The organism is Rhizobium sp. C104 (genome assembly GCF_022354505.1).
In the GTDB taxonomy this organism is placed as follows: Bacteria; Pseudomonadota; Alphaproteobacteria; order Rhizobiales; family Rhizobiaceae; genus Rhizobium; species Rhizobium redzepovicii.
In genome coordinates this window covers 2235619-2262205 of the sequence record NZ_CP092348.1, presented here as the reverse complement: position 1 = coordinate 2262205, position 26587 = coordinate 2235619, and the positions used below count along the sequence as shown (strand labels likewise).

The following is a 26587-nucleotide window of genomic DNA, read 5'->3' as shown; positions in this document are numbered from 1 at the left end:
CGGTCGGCGACCTACTGCAGCTGCGGCTTCTTGAGGAAATTGTTGCGGTCGGCGGACTTGATGCGCAGCCAGGCTTCCCGGCCGTTCCTGAGAATCCGCATCGGAATCTCGGCGCCGGCCGGGCCGCTGCTCCAGACCTTGCGGTAGAAATCGGCCAGGCCATCGACCTCTTCGTCGCGGATCTCCGAGATGATATCGCCTTGCCGCAGGCCCGCCTGGGCGGCCGGGCCGCCTTCGGCAACGCTCATCACCACCACGCCGCCATTGCTCTCGGCGGAGAATGCGCCGAGCCAGGGCCGCGGCGGTTTGTTGACGCTTCCGCGGTTCAACAGATCGTCGAGGATCGGAGTCAAAAGGTCGATCGGCACGATCATGTTGATATCGGCGACCTCGTCGCCCTGGCTCATTTGCAGGCGAAGCGAACCGATGCCTAGAAGCTTGCCGTCCGAACCGATCAGCGCCGCACCGCCCCATGAGGGATGTGCCGGCGCCGTGAAAATCGCCTCATCAAGCAGATATTCCCAGTAGCCGGCGAATTCCTGCCGGGCGACGATGTTTGCCTCGACGAATTCTCCGATGCCGTCGGCAAGCACGACGGCATCGCCGGCCTTGGCGTTTGCCGCGTCGCCGAGATCCACCGCCGGCGCATTGAGAGCCCCGAGAGCCTGCACCAGGCCGAAGCCGGTTTCCTGATCGTAAGCAAGTGCATGAGCGGGAACGACACGCCCGTCATTGGTGGTCAGCCAGACCTCTTCGGCCTCGGTGATGAGATAACCGATGGTCAGCACCAGCCCATTGTCGCGAATGACCACGCCACTGCCCTCCCGGACAGTGCCCAGCGTCTCTGCTGTGAAGGCATCTTCCGGGATGGAAGAACGAACGGCCACGAGTGACCGCAAAATTGGATCGATATTCATGCTTTCATCCTGACAGAGCGCCGGCGCGAAAGGCCGAAATCTCGCGCACTCTGTCTTGAATAGGTAAGAAGATGGGCGGGCGGAGGCAAGGCTATGGCCGATGGAATTTCCAACCCCTGGGGACTGCGCCACGCCATTCATCGCCGTACCGAAGTCTTGCATACGACATTTTTCGTGACAGCGTCATCGTGCAACAATATACAGTCAATCCCATCAAGACTCAAGCTGCACGGATGACGACATGAAAGACTGGCATCCCGATCTCGGGCGAAGCAGCAGCCCGCGTTATATGGCGATCGCCGATGTGATCGAAATGGATCTGCGCAGCGGCCACCTTGTGGCCGGCGACCGGCTGCCGCCGCAACGCGAACTCGCCAAGCGGCTGAATGTCGATTTCACCACGGTGGCGAGAGGGTATGTCGAGGCGCAGAAGCGCGGGCTTGTCGATTCGCATGTCGGCCGAGGCACCTTCGTCACCGGTGGCGCGGACAAGGAGCGCCAGGGATTCGCGCCCGACGCCGCGCCCGATCCTCGCCGCGCCTCCATCGTCGATTTCTCGATGAACATGCCGCCGGAACCGGATGATCCCGAGCTGATCGCCCGCATGCGCGAGGGCATGTCGGCGGTGACGGCGAACCTCATTCCGCTCCTGCGCTACCAGGGTTTCGGCGGCTCCGGCATGGACAAGGAGGCTGCTGCCTCCTGGCTCAGCCGTCGCGGGCTGGTGCCCTCGCAGGAGCGCATCTTCGTCACGCCTGGCGCCCATCCGGCCCTGTTGGCGATCTTCGGCCTGCTGGCAAAACCGGGCGAGACCGTGCTCTCGGAAATCATCACCTATCCCGGCATGCGCTCGATCGCCGCCCAGCTGCGGCTCAATCTGACCGGCCTGCCGATGGACGAGGACGGCATCCTGCCGGACGCCTTTGCGAGAGCCTGCGAGCGGTCGCAGCCGAAGGCGCTTTATCTCAATCCGACGCTGCAAAACCCGACGACGCTGACCATCCCCGCTAGGCGCCGCGAAGAAATCGCTACGGTTGCCCGCAAATATCACGTGCCGATCGTCGAAGACGATGCCTACGGCTTCATTCCGCTGGAAGGTCCGTCGCCGCTTGCGGCAACGGCGCCAGATCTCACCTGGCATATCGGCGGGCTGGCGAAATGCATCGGTGCCGGCCTGCGTCTTGCCTATGTCGTGGCGCCTGATAGCAAGGCCGTGTGGCCCTTCGTCAGCGCCATGCGCGCCAACAATGTCATGGCCTCGCCGCTGACCTTGGCGCTCGCCACCCGCTGGATCGAAGACAGCACGGCCGATGCGATCCTGCGCTTCATCCGCACGGAAGCCGCCGCCCGTCAGCAGATGGTCGCCGCCCTCCTGCCTGAAGGCAGCTACCGCGCCGATCCGCTCAGTTTCAACATCTGGCTGCCGCTCTCCAACGGCTGGACCCGCTCCACCTTCGGCAGCCACATGCGCTCCGCCGGCATCGGCGTCGTGGCAAGCGACGCCTTTACGGTCGAGGGCGCCGCGCCCGAGGCCGTGCGTGTCTGCCTCGGCGGCCCGATCAGCCGGGAGAAGCTGCAAGGCGCACTGGATTTCATGGCCCATGCGTTGGAGGGGCCGCCGGAAATGGCGGCTTCGTTCTTCTGAGCCGCAAACGCCGCAGCTAAGCCCTTCAGACAAACGCGGTCGGCCCGGCCTGCGGAACTCTGCGACATTCTGACGAGTTGACTGGCAATGTCCGAAAAATGTATTTATATTGAATGCATACATTTATCGGCATTGATTGGCTTGATGCCGGCGCAGAACAAGGTGTGATCGTCATGGAAACCGAATATCCCCCGCTTCCTCCGCTGCAGACCGGCATCAGGGGGCGCTGCCCGCGCTGCGGCCAGGGCCATATGTTCAACGGCTTCCTGACGCTGCAGCCGGAATGCGAGGCTTGCGGCCTCGATTATTCCTTTGCTGATCCGGCCGATGGTCCGGCTTTTTTCGTCATCTGCTTTGCCTGCATCCCGAGCGTGCTGCTCGGCGTCTGGCTGGAGGTGGCGTTTGCCGCGCCGATCTGGGTGCAGCTTCTGGTCACCGGCCCCTTCATGCTCGCCACCTGCATTCCGCCATTGCGGCCGCTGAAGGGCTGGCTGGTCGCCAGCCAGTATTTCTACAAGGCGGAAGAGGGTAAACTAGCCTGAGATCTGTTGAGCGTGGCGCGCAGGCGCGGCGTGGCGAAATCGATGAGCGCCCGCAATTTCAGGGGCACCAATCCCTGCGCGGGATAGACGAGATGCACCGGTGCCGGCGGCGGTTCGAAATCGGCAAGCAGTGGCGTAAGCAGGCCGGCCGTCTCAGCGCGTGCGGCTTGATAGGACAGGACCCGGGTGATCCCGAGGCCGGCGACCGCCGCATCGACCGCAGCCTCGGCGGTGTTGACGGCAAGCCGTGAGCGGATCGGCACGGTAAGATCGCGTTTTCCCTCCGTGAATGTCCAGTTCAGCGTCGAGGCCATGCCGTCGAAGGTGATGCAGTGATGCGCGGCGAGATCGCCCGGATGCCGAGGTGTGACCTGCCGTGCGAGATAATCCGGGCTGGCATAGACCGTCCGGCGCATCGCGCCGAGCCTAGTGGCGATCAGGTTGCTGTCTGGCAGGTTGCCGATCCGGAGCGCCACATCGATGTGATCCTCGACGAGGTTCGACAGCCGGTCGCCAAGCATCAGCCGCAGATTGATATCGGGATAGGCTTTGAGGAAGTCCACCACCACGGGCAGGACATGCAGCCGCCCGAAGACGATCGGTGCGGTCATCGTCAACTCGCCCTTCGGCACGCTGTATTCGCCCGCCGCCGTCCGTTCCGCCTCTTCCACCCGATCGAGAATTTCCCGCGCCGCCTCCACATAGGAGCGGCCGGCCTCCGTTAGCGTGATCTTCCGGTTGCTTCTCTGCAGCAACTGGGCGTTCAGATGGGCTTCCAGCTCGGAAATTTTGCGGCTGACGGTGGCGAGCGGCGACCGCAAATGCCGGGCGGCGGCGGATAGGCTGCCCTGTTCAACAACGGCGAGAAGCACGGTCATGGCGTCGAGGCGGTCCATTTTATCCTTCCGAAAAATGGGAATATGCCTTCCATATTAGCATTCTACTGCAATCAAATGGAAGGCAATACATTCCCCGCAGATGGTTCGCAGGCGGCCATCCTCAATCCCCGTCGATGGGGAAGACCAAAGGAAACCATCATGAAACTCTACCACCACCCGCTTTCCGGCCATTCGCACCGGGTTCACCTTTTTCTGTCGCTGCTTGGCGTGCCCTATGAGTTGGTCGAGGTCGACTTGGCGGCGGGCGCCCACAAGGCGCCCGAATTTCTGAAGCTCAATCCCTTTGGCCAGGTGCCGGTCCTCGACGACGATGGAGCGGTCATTGCCGACTCCTCTGCCATCCTCGTCTATCTCGCGCGCAAATATGGCCGCACCGACTGGTTGCCGGAACAGGCATTGGCCGCGGCGCGAATACAGAAATGGCTCTCGGTTGCTGCGGGTGAGATCGCCTATGGACCGTGCGCCGCCCGCCTGGTGACCGTTTTCGGCGCCGATTTCCGCACCGATGAAGTGATCGCCCGGGCGCATCGCATTCTGGCGCTGATCGAGGCAGAGCTCGCCGCCCGCACTTTCCTGCTTGGCGACAATCCTGTCATCGCCGACGTCGCGCTCTACAGCTACATCGCCAATGCGCCAGAAGGCAATGTCGACATCTCGGCCTATCCAAGCGTTCGCGCTTGGCTTGCCCGCATCGAGGCGCTGCCCGGTTTCGTCGGCTTTCGCAAGACGAAGATCGGCCTTGCCGCGTGAGACTGCGCCGGGACGGATCACCGTCCCGGTTTCCCAAATTATGCCCGCAAGGAGGCCGTCATGCTGGAGCAGACAAGAGACGACGCGACGTCACCCTGGCATCGGGGCGAACTCGCCATGCAGCGCAGCGTCGGGGTCGTCGAACGCATGGATGGACCCGGCCGGAATTTCGTCCGCAAGGCGATGCCCGAACAGCACCGCGCATTTTTTCCGATGCTGCCCTTCATAGTGCTCGGCGCTGTCGATGCCAAAGGCGATGTCTGGGCAACGGTGCGGGCTGCGCGACCGGGTTTCATGTCCTCTCCGGATCCGGAGAGCCTCGATGTCGACCTGCCGCGCGATCCGGCCGATCCGGTCGATGCCGGCATGGAGGATGGCGACGCGATCGCCATGCTCGGCATCCAGCTCGAGACCCGGCGGCGCAACCGGCTGAACGGCGTCATTCGCCGAACGGATGCCGAAGCCTTCCGCCTGCGCGTCGGCCAGAGCTTCGGCAATTGCCCGCAATATATCCAGCCTCGCTCTTCCGTCTTTGTCCGCGATCCCGATAGGCCGACAGAGGTGGTGCCGCTGCATCCCGGTCAACTCGACCATCGCATGCGCGGGATGATCGAGGGCGCCGATACCTTCTTCGTCGCCTCCTATGTCGATCGCGACAATGGCGAGCGGCAGGTTGACGTTTCCCATCGCGGCGGCGACGTCGGCTTCGTACATGTCGGTGCCGATGGGGTGCTGACCGTTCCCGATTTTTCCGGCAATCGGTTCTTCAACACCCTCGGCAATTTTCTGGTCAACCCGAAGGCCGGGCTGGTCTTCGTCGATTTTGAAACCGGCGACATGCTGCAACTGGCGGGAAAGGTCGAGGTGCTGCTGGATTCGCCCGAAGTCGCCAGCATTGAACGGGCGGAACGGCTGTGGCGGTTCACGCCGGAACAGATCGTGCTGCGCCCGGATGCCTTGCCGCTACGATGGAAGAAGGAGAGCGCCGATCTGCTACGGCGCGCCCGCGGGTGAGGAGCTGCAAAACGCTGCCCCGGCCGTCTTGCATATCATTGTACCAATCGGTACAATCATTGCCGTTCAGTACAGGAGCGCCTATGTCCAGCCTCGTCCCGCCTTTCACCCTTGAGACCGCCACCCGGAAAGTCCGCCTTGCTGAGGACGGCTGGAACAGCCGCGATCCCGAGCGCGTCTCGCTCGTTTACACGCCGGACAGCCGCTGGCGGAACCGCGCCGAATTCGTCAACGGCCGCGCCGAGATCGTTGCCTTTCTCACCCGCAAATGGGCGAAGGAGTTGGATTACCGGCTGATCAAGGAGATCTGGGCCTTCACCGACGATCGCATCGCCGTGCGCTTCGCCTATGAATGGCACGATGACAGCGGCAACTGGTTCCGCTCCTATGGCAATGAGAACTGGGAATTCGATGCCGCCGGCCTGATGCAGCGCCGCTTCGCCTGCATCAACGACCTGCCGATCCGAGAATCGGAGCGCAAGTACCACTGGCCACTCGGCCGGCGGCCGGACGATCATCCCGGCCTGACCGAGCTTGGCCTTTGACGCAAGCGAGGCCAAGGAAACTCCGCCGGTGAAGACCGTCTACGAACGCGCCGACATCGTGCCGCTGCTGGCGGAAATCTTCCGCGAACTCGGCTATGAGGGGACGTCTCTCAGCCGCATCACCGAACGCACCGGCCTCGGCAAGGGGAGCCTTTACCACTTCTTTCCCGGCGGCAAGGAGGAGATGGCTAACGCCGTGCTTGCCGAAATCGACGCCTGGTTCGAGCAGGCGATCTATCGGCCGCTGAGACAGGATGACGCCCGTCAGGCGATCGCGGCGATGTGGGTCAATGTGAATGATTACTTCAGATCCGGCCGCCGCATCTGCCTCGTCGGCGCCTTCGCCCTTGACGACACGAGGGAACGGTTTTCGGCGGCGATCGGCGACTATTTCATCCGCTGGATCGGCGCCGTGCGTTCGGCGTTGAGCCGGGCAGGCTATTCTGACGACGAGGCGCAAGCGCTCGCCGAGGAGGGCGTCGCCGGCATTCAAGGCGCGCTGGTGTTGGCGCGGGCGCTGGGAGACGAAAGGATCTTTATCCGCTCGCTGGAAACGCTGGCGAAGCGGTTTGAGGCTGCGACGCGATGAGGGCTGGCCTTACATCCGCGCCGCTTTGCCTGTATCTCTCAGCGTTGCTGTTGAGGCTGCTGGGCCGGGCGCGGATTTTCCCGTTCAAGGCGAATCTGGCGCCATTCGTTTTCCATCTGGTCTACGAGGTGCTGGGGAATGGTGGTTTGCGGAGTGGCAGGCGTCTGCATCGGAAGTCTCCTCTATTCGCGGCAAGGCTTCAGGGCAAGAAGATGCATTGCACAAGATAAAAGGTGTGTAAATCAGTGGCTTAAAGACTTTAAACGATTAAATGGATTTTAATCGATTAAGGCGGTTTTAACCACGATGTTTTCTGGGAAGCGCGGAATGGTCGTCCACATGGACCGAAGTTTATTTTTCGATGCGGTGAAGAGCGAACTCTTCAAGGGAGAGCTGACGCATCCTCAGGTAGTGGGCATCACGGCGATTCTCGACGCCTGGGAAGAGCGGTTTCCGCATGCCGACCGGCGGTGGCTCGCCTATATCCTCGCCACCGCCTATCATGAGACCGCCTATACGATGCAGCCGGTTCGCGAGACGCTGGCGCAAAGCGATGCCCGCGCCGTCGAGATCCTGGAAACGGCCTTTGCCGCAGGCCGGCTTTCCTGGGTAAAGACGCCCTACTGGCGGCCCGATGAAGATGGCCGCAGCTGGCTCGGGCGCGGCCTGGTGCAGCTCACCCACAAGCGGAACTATGAGGCGATGAGCGTGCTGACGGGTATCGACCTCGTTGCCGATCCCGACCGGGCGATGGAGATGGATGCGGCGGTGACCATCCTGATCGACGGTATGCTGCAGGGCAGCTTTACCGGCCACAAGCTTGCCGATCACCTGAACGGGGCGACCGAGGACTGGGTGAACGCGCGGCGCATCGTCAATGGCACCGACCGGGCGGAAAAGCTCGCGGGTTACGCCATGGCCTTCCATGCGGCGATGCGTCCCAATGCTGCGCATGGCGTGATCGCGCGGTTGAAGGCCTGGGGCTCGCGTGTTATCGCGCGGCTGACCCTCTGAAACTTGACAGGAGCTTCGCGTGATCCGCCATATCGTTTTCTTCACAGTGCAGGAGGAGCATTTGCAGGAGGTGAGGGCCGGGCTTTCGATCCTGACCGCCATTCCGCATGCGCGGCTCCTGGAAATCGGCACCAATGTGAAGACCGATCAGCTGGGCACCGAGATCGACCTCGTGGTCTACGGCGAATTTGACGACGAGGCAGCACTTGCCGCTTACAAGGCCCATCCGGATTATCAGCTCTCGATCGAGCGGGTGCGGCCGCTTCGTGAAAAGCGCATCGCCGCCGACTACGACAGCCGCACGGCAGTGAAACGGCCCCTGTGAGCTTAAAGCCTTGGGGATGCCGAGCACATTCTTCATAGTTTCAAATGGACAAGTGATCTGCCGCGGTGATATCGCGCGAAAGCTGACTCAACTTCTGAGCCGCCGGACTCAACCTTCGAAAAAGAAGCTGCAAGCGATTTAAAGATTCGCCAAAAACGGCTGCTCATTGATCGTCTTCCGGCCTTGGTGGCGGCGCGCGTAGCGAACGCGTGCCCTTCTAAGGATAGATGATAATCAAGGCACCTTAAGAATGGCTGACAGAGAACGCCGCAGGCTGGCCGGGCTCTTATGAAACGACAGGGCTCGGCTGCGATGCGTGGGCGCCGCGCACCATCGCCATCAATATCAGCACGAAGGTCAGCGACAAGGCCGCGAGAACGGCGCAGGCGATGAGGGCCGGCCCGGCGCCGGCGCGGTCGAGGATGGCGGTGAAGATGACTGGAGCGATGGCGTTGGCGAGGTTTTGCGGCAGCGACAGCCGGGCCGATTGCAGGCCGTATTCGGCAGGTGAAAACAAGGCCAGCGGCAGAAGCGCGCGGGCGACGGTCATGACGCCGGCGCCGAAGCCGTAGAGCAGAACGAAGGTGACGAGCAGCGGTGTCGACGAACCGGCGACCAGCATGATCGGGAAACTGACCATCATCAAGCCGATGCCCATGACCGCGCTCAGCATGGGGTTGCCGCGCCGGCCGAGCAGCATGTCGAGGAAACGCGCCGAGATGCCGAGCACGCCGCGTGCCGCGCCGAGCTGCAGCGCGAAGGCCGGCGAAACGCCGGACTGGCGGAAGATTTCGAGCAGCGATGGCGAGATGCCGAAGGTGATGAAGGTCGAGATCGTCGTCGCCGCCGCAATCAGCAGGAAGGCTTTGCGCCGTGCCGCCTTCGACAGCGCAACCGGGCCAATGTCTGCCGCGCCGCTTTCGATATGCGTTACGATCGGTTTCGGCAGGGCGAAAAGATGCAGCGGCAGGCAGACGAAGAATTGCAGGCCGGCACAGAGGAGGAAGGTGATGCGCCATCCCACGGTTTCGTTCAGCAGGCTGAGGATCGGCCAGAAGACGGTGCTCGACAGCCCGGTGAACAGCATGAGGATGGCAATGACGCGTTTGCCGTTCGCCCCTTCGCGCTCGACGACGGCCGTATAGGCCGGTGCCGAAAGGCCGCAGGCGCCGCCGATGCCGATGACGACCCAGGCGGCGGCATAAAGCATGATGCCGTTTGCGGCTGAAAGCAGAAGCAAGCCGAGCGCAAAGATGAGCGATGAGGCCGAAAGCACACGGGCGGCGCCATAGCGGGCGAGCCAGCGTCCGGTCGCGGGACCAACGAAAGCGCTGATCATCATCATGATCGTCAGGCCGGCAAACACCACCTCGTTCGGCAGGCCGAGAGCGGGCGCCACGATGCGGCCCATCACCCCGAGCATATCGAACGTCGTGCCCCAGCCGATCACCTGGGTGATGGCAAGCACGGTGACCGTCTGCGCCGAGCGGAAGCGGAAATAATTTGGCATTGGTGCTGAAATGACCTGAATGCGGAAACAGCAAGGACATAACAGCTTCGACCGGTCGGCAAAAGCTGCGATCGCAATCCCGGCGGTCCGCGGCGCCCAGCTATTCGTCCGCGCTCGGCACTCCGTGCGTGCCTAGCGCTGCAGACTTTTCCCACGCGAAGATGGCCGCCGAACGCAGGCGCGGCGGCGGGTTTCAGCCGCTGCCGCCAGCAGTCGAGAATGGTTCTAAACGCCCTGCATTACAGCGCATTCATTTGCCATTCAGGTCGCGTGAGTACATATTCGGGCCACGTTGGCATTACCTTGAAAGCATAGCACATGGCCTTTCCTCTGAGCGTCGCAGCATTGGCCGCCGGATTGGTGGTATCGGCGCCTTCACCGGATGGCGCGGGCACCCTCGTTCATAGCGTAGCAGGCGATTGCAGCGCCGCGGCAGCCCAGGTCGTCGAGCAGACGGGCGGCCAGCTTCTCTCCGTGCAGCCGGTGGGCGATACCTGCATCATCACCGTTCTGGTATCGGGCAACGGACAGCGTCCACGCAAGGTGACGGTAAAGGTTCCGATGTAGGCGGAATCGGTCTATTCAGGACAGATCGATTTGAAGCGGACGAAGGCGGACCGATGCGTATTCTGGTAGTCGAAGACGACGTCAATCTGAACCGGCAGCTGGCCGACACGCTGAAGGAGGCGGGCTATGTCGTCGACCAGGCGTTCGACGGCGAGGAAGGCCATTTCCTCGGCGATACCGAACCTTATGACGCCATCATTCTCGATATCGGCCTGCCGGAGTTGGATGGAGTGACCGTTCTTGAAAAATGGCGCGGCGCCGGCCGCGGCGTGCCGGTGCTGATTCTGACGGCGCGCGACCGCTGGAGCGACAAGGTCGCCGGCATCGACGCAGGCGCCGACGACTACGTCACCAAACCCTTCCATGTCGAGGAAGTGCTGGCGCGCATTCGGGCGCTGATCCGGCGTGCGGCCGGGCATTCCTCTTCCGAGATCATCTGCGGCCCGGTGCGGCTCGATACAAAATCCTCGAAGGCGACGGTCAACGGTACCACGCTGAAGCTGACCTCGCACGAATACCGCCTGCTTGCCTATCTCATGCACCACATGGGCGAGGTCGTCTCGCGCACCGAACTGGTCGAGCACATGTACGACCAGGATTTCGACCGCGATTCCAACACGATCGAGGTCTTTGTCGGCCGTTTGCGCAAGAAGATGGGCGTCGATCTGATCGAAACGGTGCGCGGTCTCGGTTACCGCATTCAAGCGCCGAAACATGCGAATTAAGTCGCTCACTGCACGTGTCTTGCTGCTGACCACGGTCTGGTCGACGGTGGCGCTTGTCGTGATCGGCCTGTTGATCTCCACGCTTTACCGCAAGAGCGCCGAGCGCGGTTTCCAGGATCTCTTGCGGGCGCAGCTCTATAACGTCATCAACTCGGTGACGATAGGCGATCAGGGCGCGCTCAGCGGCAGCCCGCAGCTCGGCGACCTGCGTTTTGCCCAGCCGAAGACCGGTTGGTATTGGGTGGTGGAGCCGCTCGGCACCTATACGACAGCGCCGCTGGTGTCGCCCTCGCTCGGCTCGGCGCTCATTCCGGTGCCCTCGGTCGTCGAGGCGCCCTTCGACAAGAATTACGAACGCTACTACCAGGTGACGGATGCCTCCGGGAACCGCGTGCAGGTGGCCGAAACCGAAGTCGTGCTCGACACCGACGGGCGCGCGGCGCGCGTCCGCGTCACCGGCAATGTCGATGTCGTCGAGGACGACGTGCGTACCTTTTCCCACAGTCTCTATCTGGCGCTTGCCGGCTTCGGCGTCGGCAGCCTGATCGTCAATGCGCTGGCGATTCTCTATGGCCTGAAGCCGCTCGACAAGGCGCGTGCCGCCTTGGAGCGCATCCGCGCCGGCGAGAGCGAGCAGCTGAAGGGCGACTTCCCGCGCGAGATTCTGCCGCTTGCCAATGAGGTCAACGCGCTGATCGACAGCAACCGCCGCATCGTCGAGCGGGCCCGCATGCAGGTCGGCAATCTCGCCCATTCGCTGAAGACGCCGATCGCCGTTCTCCTCAATGAGGCGCGCGTGCTCGAAAAATCCCACGGCGAACTGGTGCGCAGCCAGGCGGAATCGATGCAGGGCCAGGTGCAGTCCTATCTCAACCGGGCCCGCATCGCCGCGCAGCGCGAATCCGTGCTCGCCCGCACCGATGCCGAGCCGGCGCTGGAGCGGCTGGTGCGCGTCATGCGCCGGCTGAACGTCGATACCGAATTCGATCTCGTCGTCTCGCCACCGCATCTGGCCGTCGCCATGGAGCAGCAGGATCTCGAGGAGACCGTCGGCAACCTCCTGGAGAATGCGGCCCGTTTTGCCAAGAGCAAGGTCCGGCTTTCCGCCGTCGAGGCCGGCGAGGACGTCAGGGGCGCCGAGGCAAGCGCCCGCCGCCACTGGGTGGAACTCGCCGTCGAGGATGACGGGCCGGGCCTGGAGCCCGATCAGATCCGCGAGGCACTGAAGCGCGGCCGCAGGCTCGATGAGAGCAAGCCCGGAACCGGGCTTGGCCTGTCGATCGTCACCGAGATATCAAGTGAGTATCAAGGACGGCTCGAGCTTTCCCGCGGCGAATGGGGCGGGCTCAAGGCAAAGCTTATCCTGCCCGGCATCACAAAGGATGTTGCATGAGCAACTGCTTGATGTCACAAAGATACTGGCAAATGTATAGCATGCTTTGCCTTAATGCTGACACGGGGACGCTGCACTTCGATCGGCTGAAATTGACCCCTGATCGTGGTTCGACGCAATGATTTTACGCTCGCAAGGCATGATCGCTTCTGCTCTTCTCGTCGCCGTCGCCCTCACCGGCTGCACGACGACGAAGGGTGCTGCTTCACGCGGCATTTTTTCGAGCAAGCCCTCGGCCTCGGCCGCCTTCCTCACCGCGCTGCAGGGCGGCCTTGTCGGCCGCAGCGGCGTGACGCTTGGTGATAGCGACAAGCAGCGGGCACTCGAGGCCGAATATCGGGCGCTGGAGGGTGCTGCCGTCGGGCAGCCGATGCTGTGGACCGGCAAGGACGTCACCGGCAAGGTGGTCGCCGCCGCACCCTATCAGGTCGGTTCGCAAAACTGCCGGCAATATACCCATACACTGACCGTCGACGGCAAGGACACCGTGGTGCGGGGTGCCGCCTGCCGCAACGAGGATGGCAGCTGGTCCCCGCTCGGCTAAATCAGGTGAATTGCGGCTTATAGCCTCAAATCTTCGTCATTCCGGCTTTGGCAGTTGGAATGGCGGCCGGCTTCACGTATTTGGGCCGATATGCTGTTCTGGATTCTCGTTGCCGTTCTGACGGCAGTCGTCGCTGCCGTCCTGCTCTACCCCCTTCTGCGCGGTGCGAAGGCGGCGGAGAATATCCGTGCGGGTGAGGCGGCGGTCTATCGCGACCAGCTGCGCGAACTCGACCGCGATCTCAACGGCGGGCTGATCACGCCTGAGGAAGCCGATTATGCCAGGGCCGAAATCGGCCGTCGGCTGATCGCCGTTTCCGCCGGCGGGCCGGAAGAGGCGCCGAAACCTGCACGGCATCACCGTTTCACTGAGGCCTTCGTGCTGCTGGTGCTGCCGCTTCTCGGCCTCTGTCTTTACTTGACGACGGGCAGGCCGGACCTGCCCTCGCAGCCGCTGGAAGCGCGGCTGGAAAATCCCGGCAACGACATGGCGGTGCTGATCGTCAAGGCGGAACGGCACCTGGCCGAGAGCCCCGATGACGGCAAGGGCTGGGACGTGCTGGCGCCGATCTATCTGCGCACCATGCGGGTGAACGACGCGCAACTGGCCTACCGCAATGCCATCCGGCTGCTCGGCCCAAGCCCGGCTCGGCTCGACGGCCTTGCCGAAACGCTGATGGCGGTCTCCGACGGCGTGGTGACGGAGGAGACGCGGCAGGTGCTGGAACAGTCGCTGACGCTGGAACCCGACAATCCGCGCGCTCGCTTCTACGTCGCCCTCAGCATGGAGCAGGCAGGACGACGCGACGAGGCGCGCCAGGCCTTCGAAGCGCTGGCGAAACAATCTCCGGCCGATGCGCCCTGGCTGCCGCTGGTCAACCAGCATATCGCCATGAATGGCAGTGCGCCGGGAGGCGCCGATCAGGCTCCCCCGGGCGCCAATCAGGCTGCCCCCGGCAATCCCACGCAGCAGGATGTGGCGGCGGCCGAAAACATGAATGCCGGCGACCGTCAGCAGATGATCCGCGGCATGGTCGCGAGCCTCGACGCCAAGCTCAGCGCCGATCCGAACAATTTCGAGGGATGGGTGCGGCTCGTCCGCTCCTATGCCGTGTTGAACGATAAGGATCGTGCCGCCGATGCGCTGAAGCGCGGGCTTGCCGCCTTTCCGCTGCCCGGCGAACAAGGCAGCCAATTGCTGGCGCTGGCCAGGGAACTCGGCATATCAACGGAAGGATTGGCTGAATGACCCGCAAGCAGAAGCGCCTGGCGGTGATCGCAGGCGGCATGGGCTTCATTGCCGCCGCCGTGCTGCTGGTCATGTTCGCCTTCAGCCAGTCGGTCGCCTATTTCTACATGCCGGCCGATCTGGCCAAGACCCCGGTGGCGCCGGAAACCCGCATCCGGCTCGGCGGCCTGGTTGGCGAGGGCAGCGTCGTGCGCGGCGCCGGCTCGACCGTGGAATTTTCCGTCACCGACGGCAGCGCCAATGTCGTGAAGGTCAAATATACCGGCATCCTGCCGGATCTTTTCCGCGAGGGGCAGGGGGTGGTCACCGAAGGCATGTTTGCACCCGGGACCAACGTCTTTACCGCCGATACCGTGCTTGCCAAGCATGACGAGACCTATATGCCGAAGGACGTGGCCGACAGGCTGAAGCAGCAGGGGCTGTGGAAAGAGGGTCAGGGCCAGGAGGCGAAAGCGACGCAATGATCATCGAGATCGGCCATTACGCGCTGGTGCTGGCGCTGGCAACGGCGCTCATCCTCTCCGTCGTGCCGGTCATCGGCGCCCGCCGCCATGACCGGGCGATGATGGATGTCGCGACCATCGGTTCGCTGGCGATGTTTGCGCTCGTCGTCTTCTCCTTCGGCGTCTTGACCTATGCCCATGTCGTCTCCGACTTCTCGGTCGAGAACGTCTGGGAGAATTCGCATTCGCTGGTGCCGCTGATCTACAAATATTCCGGCGTCTGGGGCAATCACGAGGGATCGATGATGCTCTGGCTGTTGATCCTGACGCTGTTCAGCGCGCTGGTCGCCGTCTTCGGACGCAATCTGCCGGAGACGCTGAAGGCCAATGTGCTGGCCGTACAGGCCTGGATTTCGGTCGCCTTCACGCTGTTCATCCTGTTGACCTCCAATCCCTTCCTGCGGCTCGATCCGGCGCCGGCCGAGGGCCGCGATCTCAATCCGGTCCTGCAGGATGTCGGCCTGGCGATCCACCCGCCGCTGCTCTATCTCGGCTATGTCGGCTTTTCCGTCTGCTTCTCCTTTGCGGTCGCCGCCCTCCTCGAAGGCCGCATCGACGCCGCCTGGGCCCGCTGGGTGCGGCCCTGGACGCTTGCCGCCTGGACCTTTCTGACGCTGGGCATCGCCATGGGTTCCTACTGGGCCTATTACGAGCTCGGCTGGGGCGGCTGGTGGTTCTGGGATCCGGTGGAAAACGCCTCCTTCATGCCCTGGCTTGCCGGCACCGCGCTGTTGCATTCGGCCCTCGTCATGGAAAAGCGCGAGGCGCTGAAGATCTGGACGGTGCTGCTGGCCATCCTCACCTTCTCGCTGTCGCTGATGGGCACCTTCCTGGTGCGCTCCGGCGTGCTGACCTCGGTGCATGCCTTTGCCAGCGATCCCTCCCGCGGCGTCTTCATTCTCTGCATCCTGCTGATCTTCATCGGCGGTGCGCTGTCGCTGTTTGCCTTCCGGGCGCCGAAGCTTGCGGCCGGCGGGCTGTTTGCGCCGATTTCGCGCGAGGGCGCGCTCGTCGTCAACAATCTGATCCTGACGGTCGCCTGCGGCACGGTCTTGACCGGCACGCTCTATCCGCTGCTGCTGGAAACGCTGACCGGCGACAAGATTTCCGTCGGGCCGCCCTTCTTCAACCTGACCTTCGGCCTCTTGATGGCGCCGCTGATCGTCATCGTCCCCTTCGGGCCGCTGCTCGCCTGGAAGCGCGGCGATCTGCTCGGCGCCCTGCAGCGGCTCTATGTCGTCGCCGGCATCGCCTTCGCCGCTGCGCTGATCTTCTTCTATCTCCAGCATGGCGGGCCAGTGCTGTCCGTGCTCGGGCTGGCGGCCGGGCTGTTCCTGGTCTTCGGCGCGGTTGCCGATCTCTGGTATCGTGCCGGCATCGGCAAGGTTGCGGGCAACGTCGCCTGGCGGCGTCTGAGCGGCCTGTCGCGTTCGGCCTTCGGCACCGCTCTTGCCCATGCCGGGCTCGGCATCAGCGTGCTCGGCATCGTCGCGGTGACGACCTTCCAGACCGAATACGTCATCGAGATGAAGCCCGGCGAAACCACTGACGCCGGCGGCTACAGCCTGCATTTCGACGGCATGCAGCCGGCGACCGGGCCGAACTATACCGAGGAGCGCGGCCACTTCACCATCCGCCGCGCCGGTGTCGCGGTCGCCGATACCTGGTCGGCCAAGCGCCTCTACACCGCCCGCCAGATGCCGACGACGGAGGCGGGCATCCTGACCTTCGGCCTCAGCCAGCTCTACGTCTCATTGGGCGACGCCACCAAGGACGGCGGCATCGTCGTGCGCATCTGGTGGAAGCCGTTCATCCTCTGCATCTGGGGCGGAGCGCTTGTCATGGCTGTCGGCGGCCTCGTCTCCCTCAGCGACCGCCGCCTGCGCGTCGGCGCCCCGCGCAGGAAGGCGAAGGCGGCAAAGCCTGTAGAGCCTGCAATGGAGCCGGCGGAATGATGCGGCGTCTCCTCCTGGCTTTCGTCTTGATGCTGTTGGCCGCGCCGGCCTTCGCCGTCAATCCTGACGAGGTGCTGGCCGACCCGGCACTGGAAGCGCGCGCTCGCGCCCTTTCGGCGGAACTGCGCTGCATGGTCTGCCAGAACCAGTCGATCGACGATTCCAATGCCGATCTCGCCAAGGATCTGCGCCTGCTGGTGCGCGAGCGCATCACCGACGGCGACAGCGACGAGGCGGTGCTGAACTATATCGTCTCGCGCTACGGCGAATTCGTGCTGCTGAAGCCGCGGTTCAGCATGAAGACCGGCCTGCTGTGGGGCGCCCCGGCGCTGCTCGTGCTCGCCGGCGGACTGTCACTGCTGGTCTTTGCCCGCAGGCGGTCAGGCAAGCCGACAGGAAGTAAATTGACCGCGGATGAGCAGTCGAAGTTGAACGAGCTCCTGGAAAAGTAGCGGTCCGCCGGCGGCAATCGCCAGCCCGCGACCAAACATTTTCACACATTACCAATTTTTCATTGGCCGGACAGTTCGCAGTAAGGTGCGCCATCCTATATCTTGATGCATCGACTGATCCGGCGCTGCCGGGCTGAAGATTTAAGAACAAGAGAAGGTGCTCCAATGCTCAAGAATTTCAACGGACGTCCGTCCCTCGCCACCGTGCTCAAGGCTTCTACCGTCGCCGGTATCGCAGCCGCTGTGCTCGCAACCGGCGTTCCGCTCGAAATCACCCGGTCTTATGCCGAAGCCGTCAAGGTTCAGGCGCCTGCCGTGCCGAGCTTCGCCAATGTTGTCGACGCCGTTTCGCCGGCCGTCGTTTCCGTTCGTGTCGAAAACCGCGTCAATCCCGTCTCTGACAATGATGGCCTGTCCTTCGATTTCAACGGCCGCGGCTTCGATGATCTTCCCGATGATCATCCGCTGAAGCGCTTCTTCAAGCAGTTCGGCGGCCAGGACCCAAATGATCAGCAGGGCCATCAGCGGCGCTTTGGCCAGAACGGTCCGGGCGGCCCGAATGGCCCGGGCGGCAAGGGCCGGCTGCGTCCGGTCGCTCAAGGCTCGGGCTTCTTCATTTCCGAGGACGGCTACATCGTCACCAACAACCACGTGGTGTCCGATGGCCAGGCCTTCGTCGCCGTCATGAATGATGGCACCGAACTCGATGCCAAGCTGATCGGCAAGGATCCGCGCACCGATCTCGCCGTGCTCAAGGTCGACGGCAAGGGCAAGAAGTTCACCTATGTCAACTGGGCCGACGACAACAATGTCCGCGTCGGCGATTGGGTCGTCGCGGTCGGCAACCCCTTCGGTCTCGGCGGCACGGTCACGGCGGGCATCGTTTCGGCCCGCGGTCGCGATATCGGTTCCGGTCCATATGACGATTACCTGCAGGTGGACGCGGCCGTGAACCGCGGCAACTCCGGTGGCCCGACCTTCAACCTCAGCGGCGAAGTCGTCGGCATCAACACCGCGATCTTTTCGCCGTCGGGCGGCAGCGTCGGCATCGCCTTCGCCATTCCCGCCTCGACCGCCAGGGATGTCGTCGCCGACCTGATGAAGGATGGCCAGGTGTCTCGCGGCTGGCTGGGTGTCCAGATCCAGCCGGTGACCAAGGATATCGCCGAATCTATCGGTCTGTCCGAGCCGAGCGGCGCCCTTGTCGTCGCCCCGCAGGCGGGCTCTCCCGGTGACAAGGCCGGCATGAAGGCCGGCGACGTCGTCACGGCGCTGAACGGTGAAACGATCAAGGATGCGCGTGATCTCAGCCGCCGCATCGGCGCGATGCAGCCGGGCAGCAAGGTCGAGCTTTCGGTCTGGCGCGCCGGCAAGGCCCAGCCTCTGACCGTCGAACTCGGCACGCTGCCGGCCGACCAGAAGGATGCGAACGCCGATGACAACAGCCAGCCGCAGCAGCCCGAAGCGCCGGCGTCCGAAAAGGCGCTCGCCGACCTCGGCCTGACGGTCGGTCCCTCCGACGACGGCAAGGGCCTGGCGATCACCGGCATCGATCCGGACTCCGACGCCGCGGACAAGGGCATCAAGGAAGGCGAGAAGATCACCTCGGTCAACAACCAGGAAGTCTCCAGCCCCGCCGATGTCGTCAAGGTGCTGAACCAGGCCAAGAAGGACGGCCGCACCCGCGCGCTGTTCCAGATCCAGTCCAGCGAAGGAAGCCGTTTCGTCGCGCTTCCGATCAACGGCCGGGGCTGATCCTTTAAGAAACAGGAGCCGTGCGGATGAAAATCCGCGCGGCTTGATTCTTCTGACCTTTGAAGGATGATCGCGATGAGCGCCGCGCCGCAGGAAGATGCTTTGAGCCTTGCCGAAACGCAGCCGGTGGGTAATGTCGGCCGCATGAAGATTCTCATCATCGAAGATGATCTCGAAGCCGCGGTCTACCTCACGAAAGCCTTTCGCGAGGCGGGTATCGTTGCCGATCACGCCAGCGACGGCGAGGCCGGCCTGTTCATGGGGTCGGAAAACACCTACGACGTCATCGTCATCGATCGCATGCTGCCGCGCCGGGACGGTCTCTCCGTCATCAGCGAGCTGCGCCGCAAGGCGATTCATACCCCGGTTCTCATTCTTTCCGCCCTCGGCCAGGTCGATGACCGCGTCACCGGCCTTCGCGCCGGCGGCGACGACTACCTGCCGAAGCCTTATGCCTTCAGCGAATTGCTGGCGCGCGTCGAGGTACTCGGCCGCCGCAAGGGCACGCCGGATCAGGACGTCGTCTATCGCGTCGGCGATCTCGAACTCGATCGACTCTCCCACGAGGTGCGCCGCGGCGGCAAGGAAATCCCGCTGCAGCCGCGCGAATTCCGCCTGCTCGAATATCTGATGAAGAATGCCGGCCAGGTAGTGACCCGCACCATGCTGCTCGAAAATGTCTGGGACTATCACTTCGATCCGCAGACCAATGTCATTGACGTCCACGTCTCGCGGCTGCGCTCGAAGATCGAGAAGGACTACAGCCAGCCGCTCCTGAAGACCATTCGGGGCGCGGGGTACATGATCAAGGATGAGGGATGAGCCGCTTCAGGGTTCTCTTCAAGTCCACTGCAGTCCGCCTTTCGGCACTCTATATCCTGCTTTTCGCCATCTGCGCCGCGACCCTCGTCTTCTATGTGACGGCGATGTCGGAACGGCTGCTGACCGGCCAGATCCGCGACGCCGTCAAGCAGGAGGTAGAGCAGGTGCAGCGCGCCTATGACACCGGCGGCATGAACCTTTTGTTGCGCACGATGGAGCGGCGTGCCCGCCAGCCGGGCGCCAATCTTTATATCATCGCCGGCCCCTCGGGCGATATTCTCGCAGGTAACGTCGCCTCTGTGCAGCCGGGCGTCTTCGAGGAGGTCGGCTGGACCTCCGCGCCCTTCGCCTATCAACGTTATACCGACGGCGGCGGTGTCGAGCGCCGTCATCGGGCGATCGCCAATATCTTCGTTCTCGACAACGGCTTGCGGATCCTGATCGGCCGGGACCTCGGCGATCCCGAACGTTTCCGCCTCCTGGTGCGTCAGGCATTGATGGTGGCGCTGGCGATCATGGGGCTCGGCGCGATCATCATCTGGTTCGCCATCGGCCGCAATGCGCTGAAACGCATCGACCGCATGTCGGATGCGAGCAAGAAGATCATGGCCGGCGACCTGTCGCAGCGCCTGCCGGTCGGCGGCTCCGGCGATGAATTCGACCGGCTGTCCATGTCTTTGAACACCATGCTGGAGCGCATCGAAAAGCTGAACGAGGGCCTGCGGCAGGTCTCCGACAATATCGCCCACGATCTCAAGACGCCGCTGACGCGGCTGCGCAACAAGGCGGCCGATGCGGTCGATATGGCCGATGGCGAGGCGCGGCGGACAGCGCTCGAAGGCATTATTTCCGAATCGGACCAGCTGATCCGCACCTTCAACGCGCTGCTGATGATCTCCCGCGTCGAGGCCGGGTCGGTGGCGGCGGAGATGTCAACGGTGGAGCTTTCCGCGATCGTCTCCGACAGCGCCGAGCTTTACGAGCCGGCGGCCGAGGAAGCTGGGCTCGGCCTCAGCGCCAGCGTCGAGCCAGGCGTCGAGGTCCAGGGCAATCGCGAACTGATCGGCCAGGCGATTTTCAACCTGCTCGACAATGCCATCAAATATTCCTCCGATACCGAAGGCGCTGGCACGGTGTCGCTGAAGCTTGCCCGCCGCCCGGACGGCATCTGTCTTTCGGTGGCCGACCACGGTCCGGGCGTTCCGGCCGAACGGCGCGACGATGTGGTGAAGCGCTTCGTCCGTCTCGACGAAAGTCGTTCGAAGCCCGGCACGGGGCTCGGCCTTTCGCTGGTAGAAGCCGTCATGGAGCTGCACAACGGCCGCCTGGAACTTTCGGACACCGATCCCGACAAGCCCGAACAGCGCGGCTTGACCGTCAGCATGATCTTCCCGGCCAAGGCCGCGTGATCTTTTCCGCCGAAGTCCGATAGGCTGAATCGCGTATTGGCGGTTTGGTGCCAAGACCCTAGTTTAATCCCGACCGAAGGAGACAGTTCGCGATTCGACGTGGTCGCTCCTTTCGCCTAAAGCCAGGGAGAGCGCATGCTGACGAAATCGACGCATGGCCTGAAGGACGTGGCCGAAGGGCTGCTGCGTCCGCTGAGCCAGACGGAGCTGAAGCTGGCGCTGGCCGACCTCCAGGAGGCTGGCAAAAGCCAGCCGTCGGTGGCTGCGATGCTGAAGACGGAAGGCCCGCTACGCGATTTTATTGCCGCGGCGCTGACGCTGTCGCCTTATCTGCGCGAAATCGCCAATCTCGATCCCGCCATCCTTGCCGGCGCCATCGCGCAACCGCTGGAGCCCCAGATCGAGGCGCTAGTCGCCGAAGCGCGCGGTTGCTGGCGGCCGGACGGCGAGGGGGCAGCACCCGCCGAATCCGTGGTGATGACCAGGCTGCGCATCATCAAGCGCAAGGTCGCTTTCCTCGTCGCGCTCGCCGATCTCTCGCGCATTTTCGACGGGCGGGCGACGACGGCCTGGCTGAGCGAGCTGGCCGAAGCGTCGGTCGCCGCCGCGATCGACCATCTGCTGCTGGCGGCCCATGAGGGCGGAAAGCTCAGGCTGCGCAATCCGGCGGCCCCGAGCGACGGCTCCGGGCTGATCGTGCTCGGCATGGGCAAACTTGGCGCCTGCGAGCTCAACTATTCCTCCGATATCGATTTGGTCGTCTTCTTCGATGAAGAGGCCGGCATCGTGCCCGATCCCGATGACGCGATCGAGGTGTTCCCCCGGATGATGCGCCGGCTGGTGCGCATCCTGCAGGAGCGCACGGCGGACGGCTACGTCTTCCGCACCGATCTCAGATTGCGCCCCGACCCCGGCTCGACGCCGCTGGCGATCCCGGTCGAGGCGGCGATGATCTATTATGAGGGCAGGGGTCAGAACTGGGAGCGGGCAGCCTTCATCAAGGCGCGCGCCGTCGCCGGCGACCTTGCGGCGGGCAGCGATTTCCTGCGCGGGCTTTCCCCTTTCGTCTTCCGCAAATATCTCGATTATGCGGCGATCGCCGATATCCATTCGATCAAGCGGCAGATCCACGCGCATAAGGGCCACGGCGCCATTGCCGTCAAAGGCCACAACGTCAAGCTTGGCCGCGGCGGTATCCGCGAGATCGAATTCTTCGTCCAGACCCAGCAACTGATCGCCGGCGGCCGCATGCCGGCCTTGCGCGGCCGGGCGACGGAAGAAACGCTCGGTGAACTCACCAAGGCGAAATGGATCGATGCCGAGACGCGGGACGAACTGACGGAGGCCTACTGGTTCCTGCGCGATGTCGAACATCGCATCCAGATGGTGCGCGACGAGCAGACCCACCTGCTGCCGGAAACCGATGGCGACCTGAAGCGCATCGCTTTCATGATGGGCTTTACCGATACGCCGAGCTTTGCCGAACGGCTGGTCGGCGTGCTGAAGACGGTCGAGCGGCGTTATGCGCATTTGTTCGAACAGGAAAGCAAACTTTCCACCGGCACCGGAAACCTCGTCTTCACCGGCCAGGGCGACGATCCCGATACGCTGGAGACGCTGAAGAAGCTCGGCTTCACCCGGCCCTCCGACATCTCGCGCATCATCCGCACCTGGCACTACGGCCGCTACCGCGCGACGCAATCGGTCGAGGCGCGCGAAAGGTTGACGGAGCTGGCACCGGAGCTTTTGCGGGTCTTCGGCGAAAGCAAGCGCGCCGACGAAGCGCTGCTGCGCTTCGACAGCTTCATCTCCGGCCTTCCCTCCGGCATCCAGCTGTTCTCGCTGCTCGGCAGCAATCCGGCGCTCCTGTCGCTGATCGTCAACATCATGTCCTCGGCACCCCGCCTTGCCGAGGTGATTGCCGCCAGGCCGCATGTCTTCGACGGCATGCTCGATCCCGGCCTGATGGCCGAACTGCCGACCCGCGATTATCTCGGCGAGCGGCTGAAGGGCTCGCTTGCCCAGGCCCGCCACTATGAGGAGGTGCTCGACCGGCTGCGCATCTTCGCGGCCGAACAGCGCTTCCTCATCGGCATACGCCTGCTGACCGGCGCGATCAACGGCGACATGGCCGCCCGCGCCTTCACCCATCTCGCCGACCTCATCATATCAGCCGCGCTCAATGCCGTGGTGAGTGAGATGCGGGGGGCACATGGTGACTATCCCGGCGGACGCATCGCCGTTGCCGGCATGGGCAAGCTCGGCAGCTTCGAGCTGACGGCGGGCTCCGACATCGACCTGATCCTGCTCTATGACTATGACGATGCTGCCTCCGAATCCGATGGGGCAAAGCCGCTCGACGCGACGCGTTACTTCACCCGCATCACCCAAAGGCTGATCGCCGCCCTGTCGGCGCCGACCGCCGAAGGCGTGCTCTATGAGGTCGACATGCGGCTGCGCCCTTCCGGCAACAAGGGACCGGTCGCCACCCGCATCAATGCCTTCGGCAAATATCAGCGCGAGGAGGCCTGGACCTGGGAGCACATGGCGCTGAGCCGCGCCCGGCTGATTTCAGGCGATGACAGCCTGATCGCCGAGGCGGAGCATATCATCCGCGAGGTGCTGACGTCAGATCGCGACATTGCCAAGGTGGCGCATGACGTCGCCGAGATGCGCGCGCTGATCGACACGGAAAAGCCGCCATCCACCCCCTGGGACCTGAAGCTGATCTCCGGCGGCGTCATCGACCTCGAATTCATTGCCCAGTACCTGGCGCTGATCGCCCCCACCAAAGGCGTCGGCACTGCCGTCAACGGGCTGAGCACCGGCGAGGCGCTGAAGGTGATTGGCGATAGGCTGATGGCGACGGCCGATCTCGACACATGCCTTGAGGCTTTTGCCCTTTATACCAGCCTGTCGCAGCTGATCCGCCTCTGCATCGACGGCCTGTTCGATCCGAACGACGCGCCCGCCGGTCTCGTCGAATTGGTCTGCCGCGCCGGCGACTGCCCTGATATCAGGACGCTGGAAGGTGAAGTGAAGCGGCTTTCGAAGGCGGTCAGGAAGATCTTCCTGACTGTCGTGAAGGCTTGAATGCATCGGCGACGCCGCCGCCGTTCCTTAGACGTCGTCCGGGATGCGCAGCGAGATCACCGTGCCCACGGCTTCGCGGGAGCGGATCTTCATGCGGCCGCCATGCAGCGCGGTCAGCGAGCGGGAGATGGCAAGCCCGAGGCCGGAGCCGCCCTTGCTCTTGGCATATTGGCTCTGCACCTGTTCGAAGGGCTGGCCGATCTTCGACAGCGCCGAGCGGGGAATGCCGATGCCGGTATCGGCGATGGTGACGAGCACGGCACCGTCGATGCGGCGTGTGCGCACCGCGATGCGGCCGCCATTGTCGGTGAACTTCACGGCATTGGAGAGCAGGTTGAGAAGCACCTGTTTCATCGCCCGGCGGTCGGCGGTCAGCGTCAGGCCGGATGAGATGCGCTGATCGATGACGATGTTCTTCTCGGCCGCCGGAATGGCCGTGAAGCGCAGGCTTTCCTCGATCAGCGGCACGAGATCGATGCGCTCGCAATGCAGCCTGAGATGGCCGGCCTCGATCTTCGACATGTCGAGAATGTCGTTGATGACGTTGAGCAGATGTTTGCCGCTGTCATGGATGTCACGGGCATATTCGTCGTATTTCAGCGAGCCGAGCGGTCCGAACATCTGGTTCTGCAGGATTTCGGAGAAGCCGAGGATGGCGTTCAGCGGCGTGCGCAGCTCATGCGACATGTTGGCGAGAAATTCCGATTTCGCCTTGTTGGCGGCCTCGGCGCGCTCTTTCTCCGCCTGGTAGTTGGCGTTCGCCGTCGAAAGCTCGGATTTCTGGATCTCCAGCGTCTGCCGCGAGGCGGAGAGATCGCCGATCGTCGCCATCAGCCGGCGTTCGGATTCGCGCAGCCGCTCCTGATGGCGTTTCATCAGGGTGATGTCGGTTCCCACAGAGACCCTGCCGCCGTCTCGGGTGCGCCGCTCGTTGATCTGCAGCCAGCGCTCGTCGGCAAGCTGCACCTCGGTCGTGCGCGAATAGCCGGAACCGTCGGCGTCGGCGATCCGACGTTCGATGACGGGGCGGGCAGCGGCGGCATTGACGATCGAGCGCTCGGTGCCGGGCACCAGCACGCTGTCCGGCAAGCCGTAAGCCTGCTGGAAATGGGTGTTGCACATGACCAGCCGATCGTTCTTGTCCCAGAGCACGAAGGCCTCAGAGGTGCATTCGATGGCGTCGGCAAGGCGCTGGTCGGCTTCGGCGTAACGCTGGGCAAGCCGATGCTGCTCGGTCACGTCCATGGCGATGCCGATCAGGTGCACGCGGCCGGAATTGCTGCGGATCACCTGGGCACGGGCGCGCATCCAGACATAGTGGCCGCCGGCATGGCGCATGCGGAAGATCTGATCGACCTGGCCGGAGTGGCCCTTGGCGATGGCGCGCGCGATCTCGTAGAGCCCGCCGTCATCGGGATGCATCAGTCGCGCGGCTTCGCCGAAACCCATCGTCTTGTCGGAACCCGGCAGGCCGAGCATGTCGTACATCGAGCGCGACCAGAAGAATTCGCGGTTCTCGAAATCGAAGTCCCAAAGGCCGCAGCGGCCGCGCGACAGCGCCGTCTCGACGCGCAGGTTCGATTCCAGAAAGATGTCGTCGGCGTCGCGGGCGCGTTTCACCTGCGTGTAATAGGCATAGAGGATGACCAGCAGGATCGAGGAGATGCCGGCAAACAGCGTGACGTTGAGGGCGAGCTGCTCGCGCCAGAGGCGGCTGATCTCGTCGAGCGAGGTGGCGGCGACGATATAACCGCCGGCATTGCCCATCAGCGTGATCTCGGCATAGTGCGGCACGCCGCCGATCGTCGTTTCGATGACGCCGGCGCGATCGCCGAAACGCCGGATTGCCGAGACCTCGGGAAAGAAATCGCCGACATTGCTGCCGACATGCGAAAGCCCGGCGGTCGTTGCGGCAAAGACCTTGCCGCTTGCCTGGACAAGGAGCACGAAGGCGCCGCTGTCGAGCCGGTCCTGCGGCAGGAACCTGGCAAGCCTTGCCTGCGCTTCCGCGATGTCGCCGCTGTCGAAAATCTCGGATGTATCGGCAAACACTGCGGAGGCGGTCGCGGCCGAAAGCGCGGTGGCATGGCGGGCCGAGGCTTCCAGGCGGGAATATTCGCTGACCATGCCGAAGAAATGCGAGGCGGCGACAACAAAGAGGAAGGCGACGATCAGCGCCGGAATGGCGCGCTTCAGGAGCAGTTCCGCCTTCGGCAGATGACGGAGAAGTGGTTCCGATGTCGCATGACCGGAAAGGCTGTCTCGCCAGGCTTTCAACCCGTCAAAATCGACACGCAGCCGTCCTCCGGCCACGGTTGCCCGCCGCACGTCCATCATCTCTTCGCCTTGTCCCTCGTGTGATTCGCGCGCC

25 protein-coding genes are annotated in these 26587 nt (G+C 63.6%); 20 read left to right on the top strand and 5 right to left on the bottom strand.

Annotated features, from left to right (window positions below; genetic code table 11):
• Nucleotides 1-11: 11 nt before the first annotated feature.
• Complete coding sequence (locus tag MF410_RS12335) at nucleotides 12-917, bottom strand: S1C family serine protease (protein WP_097627729.1); 906 nt, start codon at nucleotides 915-917, stop codon at nucleotides 12-14.
• 241 nt (nucleotides 918-1158) lie between these two features.
• On the opposite strand from MF410_RS12335, the gene MF410_RS12330 reads away from it, so the two are divergent.
• Entirely contained in the window at nucleotides 1159-2562 is a 1404-nt protein-coding gene (locus MF410_RS12330; RefSeq protein ID WP_097627731.1) for a PLP-dependent aminotransferase family protein, read from the top strand.
• Nucleotides 2563-2735: 173 nt separating this feature from the next.
• Entirely contained in the window at nucleotides 2736-3104 is a 369-nt protein-coding gene (locus MF410_RS12325) for a DUF983 domain-containing protein (RefSeq protein ID WP_097627773.1), read from the top strand.
• On the opposite strand, the gene MF410_RS12320 is transcribed toward MF410_RS12325, so the two are convergent.
• A complete protein-coding gene (locus MF410_RS12320; protein WP_097627733.1) occupies nucleotides 3074-4000 on the bottom strand; it encodes a LysR family transcriptional regulator in 927 nt (308 codons plus the stop codon). The genes MF410_RS12325 and MF410_RS12320 overlap by 31 nt on opposite strands.
• A 141-nt stretch (nucleotides 4001-4141) precedes the next feature.
• On the opposite strand from MF410_RS12320, the gene MF410_RS12315 reads away from it, so the two are divergent.
• The 4 genes from MF410_RS12315 to MF410_RS12300 all read left to right on the top strand — a co-directional run bounded on the left by MF410_RS12315 (nucleotide 4142) and on the right by MF410_RS12300 (nucleotide 6901).
• Nucleotides 4142-4753, top strand: a complete 612-nt coding sequence (locus tag MF410_RS12315) for a glutathione S-transferase family protein (RefSeq protein WP_097627735.1) — start codon at nucleotides 4142-4144, stop codon at nucleotides 4751-4753.
• 60 nt (nucleotides 4754-4813) lie between these two features.
• Nucleotides 4814-5767 (top strand): pyridoxamine 5'-phosphate oxidase family protein, encoded by a 954-nt coding sequence (locus MF410_RS12310; RefSeq protein WP_097627737.1) that lies wholly within the window; start codon nucleotides 4814-4816, stop codon nucleotides 5765-5767.
• 83 nt (nucleotides 5768-5850) lie between these two features.
• On the top strand, nucleotides 5851-6312 hold the full coding sequence (locus MF410_RS12305) for a nuclear transport factor 2 family protein (RefSeq protein WP_003587706.1): 462 nt from the start codon (nucleotides 5851-5853) through the stop codon (nucleotides 6310-6312).
• A 28-nt stretch (nucleotides 6313-6340) separates the two neighbouring features.
• Entirely contained in the window at nucleotides 6341-6901 is a 561-nt protein-coding gene (locus MF410_RS12300; protein ID WP_097627774.1) for a TetR/AcrR family transcriptional regulator, read from the top strand.
• A gap of 38 nt (nucleotides 6902-6939) precedes the next feature.
• Here MF410_RS12300 and MF410_RS36615 read toward each other — a convergent pair whose 3' ends face one another.
• A complete protein-coding gene (locus MF410_RS36615) occupies nucleotides 6940-7071 on the bottom strand; it encodes a hypothetical protein (protein WP_003587702.1) in 132 nt (43 codons plus the stop codon).
• Between the two features lie 157 nt (nucleotides 7072-7228).
• Between MF410_RS36615 and MF410_RS12295 the strand changes: the two genes are divergently transcribed.
• A complete protein-coding gene (locus MF410_RS12295) occupies nucleotides 7229-7915 on the top strand; it encodes a hypothetical protein (RefSeq protein WP_097627739.1) in 687 nt (228 codons plus the stop codon).
• Between the two features lie 19 nt (nucleotides 7916-7934).
• Nucleotides 7935-8240 (top strand): Dabb family protein, encoded by a 306-nt coding sequence (locus MF410_RS12290; RefSeq protein WP_097627741.1) that lies wholly within the window; start codon nucleotides 7935-7937, stop codon nucleotides 8238-8240.
• 286 nt (nucleotides 8241-8526) lie between these two features.
• Here the strand turns inward: MF410_RS12290 and MF410_RS12285 are convergent, their stop codons facing one another.
• Nucleotides 8527-9750: an MFS transporter gene (locus MF410_RS12285; RefSeq protein WP_097627745.1), complete on the bottom strand. Its 1224-nt coding sequence runs from the start codon at nucleotides 9748-9750 to the stop codon at nucleotides 8527-8529.
• Nucleotides 9751-10068: 318 nt separating this feature from the next.
• On the opposite strand from MF410_RS12285, the gene MF410_RS12280 reads away from it, so the two are divergent.
• The 12 genes from MF410_RS12280 (at nucleotide 10069) to MF410_RS12225 (ending at nucleotide 24216) form a co-directional block, all read left to right on the top strand.
• A complete protein-coding gene (locus tag MF410_RS12280; protein WP_003587696.1) occupies nucleotides 10069-10317 on the top strand; it encodes a hypothetical protein in 249 nt (82 codons plus the stop codon).
• A gap of 53 nt (nucleotides 10318-10370) precedes the next feature.
• On the top strand, nucleotides 10371-11042 hold the full coding sequence (locus MF410_RS12275) for a response regulator transcription factor (RefSeq protein WP_003569356.1): 672 nt from the start codon (nucleotides 10371-10373) through the stop codon (nucleotides 11040-11042).
• Nucleotides 11032-12435, top strand: coding sequence for a HAMP domain-containing sensor histidine kinase (locus MF410_RS12270; protein WP_097627747.1), 1404 nt, complete (start codon nucleotides 11032-11034; stop codon nucleotides 12433-12435). The genes MF410_RS12275 and MF410_RS12270 overlap by 11 nt, the downstream gene beginning before the upstream one ends.
• 118 nt (nucleotides 12436-12553) lie before the next feature.
• Nucleotides 12554-12979: a hypothetical protein gene (locus MF410_RS12265; RefSeq protein ID WP_097627748.1), complete on the top strand. Its 426-nt coding sequence runs from the start codon at nucleotides 12554-12556 to the stop codon at nucleotides 12977-12979.
• Between the two features lie 90 nt (nucleotides 12980-13069).
• Nucleotides 13070-14227: a c-type cytochrome biogenesis protein CcmI gene (ccmI, locus tag MF410_RS12260; RefSeq protein WP_131711498.1), complete on the top strand. Its 1158-nt coding sequence runs from the start codon at nucleotides 13070-13072 to the stop codon at nucleotides 14225-14227.
• Entirely contained in the window at nucleotides 14224-14691 is a 468-nt protein-coding gene (gene ccmE / locus MF410_RS12255; protein WP_239620400.1) for a cytochrome c maturation protein CcmE, read from the top strand. Before ccmI ends, ccmE begins: the two co-directional genes overlap by 4 nt.
• Nucleotides 14688-16685: a heme lyase CcmF/NrfE family subunit gene (locus tag MF410_RS12250; protein ID WP_183782584.1), complete on the top strand. Its 1998-nt coding sequence runs from the start codon at nucleotides 14688-14690 to the stop codon at nucleotides 16683-16685. Before ccmE ends, MF410_RS12250 begins: the two co-directional genes overlap by 4 nt.
• Nucleotides 16682-17137, top strand: coding sequence for a cytochrome c-type biogenesis protein (locus MF410_RS12245; RefSeq protein ID WP_222134758.1), 456 nt, complete (start codon nucleotides 16682-16684; stop codon nucleotides 17135-17137). Before MF410_RS12250 ends, MF410_RS12245 begins: the two co-directional genes overlap by 4 nt.
• 165 nt (nucleotides 17138-17302) lie before the next feature.
• Nucleotides 17303-18892, top strand: coding sequence for a Do family serine endopeptidase (locus MF410_RS12240; protein WP_097629461.1), 1590 nt, complete (start codon nucleotides 17303-17305; stop codon nucleotides 18890-18892).
• A 75-nt stretch (nucleotides 18893-18967) separates the two neighbouring features.
• Nucleotides 18968-19714: a response regulator transcription factor gene (locus MF410_RS12235; protein WP_049735283.1), complete on the top strand. Its 747-nt coding sequence runs from the start codon at nucleotides 18968-18970 to the stop codon at nucleotides 19712-19714.
• Entirely contained in the window at nucleotides 19711-21123 is a 1413-nt protein-coding gene (locus tag MF410_RS12230; RefSeq protein ID WP_097629462.1) for an ATP-binding protein, read from the top strand. The genes MF410_RS12235 and MF410_RS12230 overlap by 4 nt, the downstream gene beginning before the upstream one ends.
• Before the next feature lie 135 nt (nucleotides 21124-21258).
• Complete coding sequence (locus tag MF410_RS12225) at nucleotides 21259-24216, top strand: bifunctional [glutamine synthetase] adenylyltransferase/[glutamine synthetase]-adenylyl-L-tyrosine phosphorylase (RefSeq protein ID WP_097629463.1); 2958 nt, start codon at nucleotides 21259-21261, stop codon at nucleotides 24214-24216.
• Between the two features lie 27 nt (nucleotides 24217-24243).
• Here MF410_RS12225 and MF410_RS12220 read toward each other — a convergent pair whose 3' ends face one another.
• Entirely contained in the window at nucleotides 24244-26553 is a 2310-nt protein-coding gene (locus MF410_RS12220) for an ATP-binding protein (protein WP_097629464.1), read from the bottom strand.
• Nucleotides 26554-26587 lie beyond the last annotated feature (34 nt).

Bases quoted from the DNA above. Each gene is read 5' to 3' on its own strand.
- MF410_RS12335 (WP_097627729.1), bottom strand. From the start codon at position 917: ATGAATATCGATCCAATTTTGCGGTCACTCGTGGCCGTTCGTTCTTCC.
- MF410_RS12330 (WP_097627731.1), top strand. From the start codon at position 1,159: ATGAAAGACTGGCATCCCGATCTCGGGCGAAGCAGCAGCCCGCGTTAT.
- MF410_RS12325 (WP_097627773.1), top strand. From the start codon at position 2,736: ATGGAAACCGAATATCCCCCGCTTCCTCCGCTGCAGACCGGCATCAGG.
- MF410_RS12320 (WP_097627733.1), bottom strand. From the start codon at position 4,000: ATGGACCGCCTCGACGCCATGACCGTGCTTCTCGCCGTTGTTGAACAG.
- MF410_RS12315 (WP_097627735.1), top strand. From the start codon at position 4,142: ATGAAACTCTACCACCACCCGCTTTCCGGCCATTCGCACCGGGTTCAC.
- MF410_RS12310 (WP_097627737.1), top strand. From the start codon at position 4,814: ATGCTGGAGCAGACAAGAGACGACGCGACGTCACCCTGGCATCGGGGC.
- MF410_RS12305 (WP_003587706.1), top strand. From the start codon at position 5,851: ATGTCCAGCCTCGTCCCGCCTTTCACCCTTGAGACCGCCACCCGGAAA.
- MF410_RS36615 (WP_003587702.1), bottom strand. From the start codon at position 7,071: ATGCAGACGCCTGCCACTCCGCAAACCACCATTCCCCAGCACCTCGTA.
- MF410_RS12295 (WP_097627739.1), top strand. From the start codon at position 7,229: ATGGTCGTCCACATGGACCGAAGTTTATTTTTCGATGCGGTGAAGAGC.
- MF410_RS12285 (WP_097627745.1), bottom strand. From the start codon at position 9,750: ATGCCAAATTATTTCCGCTTCCGCTCGGCGCAGACGGTCACCGTGCTT.
- MF410_RS12280 (WP_003587696.1), top strand. From the start codon at position 10,069: ATGGCCTTTCCTCTGAGCGTCGCAGCATTGGCCGCCGGATTGGTGGTA.
- MF410_RS12275 (WP_003569356.1), top strand. From the start codon at position 10,371: ATGCGTATTCTGGTAGTCGAAGACGACGTCAATCTGAACCGGCAGCTG.
- MF410_RS12270 (WP_097627747.1), top strand. From the start codon at position 11,032: ATGCGAATTAAGTCGCTCACTGCACGTGTCTTGCTGCTGACCACGGTC.
- MF410_RS12265 (WP_097627748.1), top strand. From the start codon at position 12,554: ATGATTTTACGCTCGCAAGGCATGATCGCTTCTGCTCTTCTCGTCGCC.
- ccmI (WP_131711498.1), top strand. From the start codon at position 13,070: ATGCTGTTCTGGATTCTCGTTGCCGTTCTGACGGCAGTCGTCGCTGCC.
- ccmE (WP_239620400.1), top strand. From the start codon at position 14,224: ATGACCCGCAAGCAGAAGCGCCTGGCGGTGATCGCAGGCGGCATGGGC.
- MF410_RS12250 (WP_183782584.1), top strand. From the start codon at position 14,688: ATGATCATCGAGATCGGCCATTACGCGCTGGTGCTGGCGCTGGCAACG.
- MF410_RS12245 (WP_222134758.1), top strand. From the start codon at position 16,682: ATGATGCGGCGTCTCCTCCTGGCTTTCGTCTTGATGCTGTTGGCCGCG.
- MF410_RS12240 (WP_097629461.1), top strand. From the start codon at position 17,303: ATGCTCAAGAATTTCAACGGACGTCCGTCCCTCGCCACCGTGCTCAAG.
- MF410_RS12235 (WP_049735283.1), top strand. From the start codon at position 18,968: ATGAGCGCCGCGCCGCAGGAAGATGCTTTGAGCCTTGCCGAAACGCAG.
- MF410_RS12230 (WP_097629462.1), top strand. From the start codon at position 19,711: ATGAGCCGCTTCAGGGTTCTCTTCAAGTCCACTGCAGTCCGCCTTTCG.
- MF410_RS12225 (WP_097629463.1), top strand. From the start codon at position 21,259: ATGCTGACGAAATCGACGCATGGCCTGAAGGACGTGGCCGAAGGGCTG.
- MF410_RS12220 (WP_097629464.1), bottom strand. From the start codon at position 26,553: ATGATGGACGTGCGGCGGGCAACCGTGGCCGGAGGACGGCTGCGTGTC.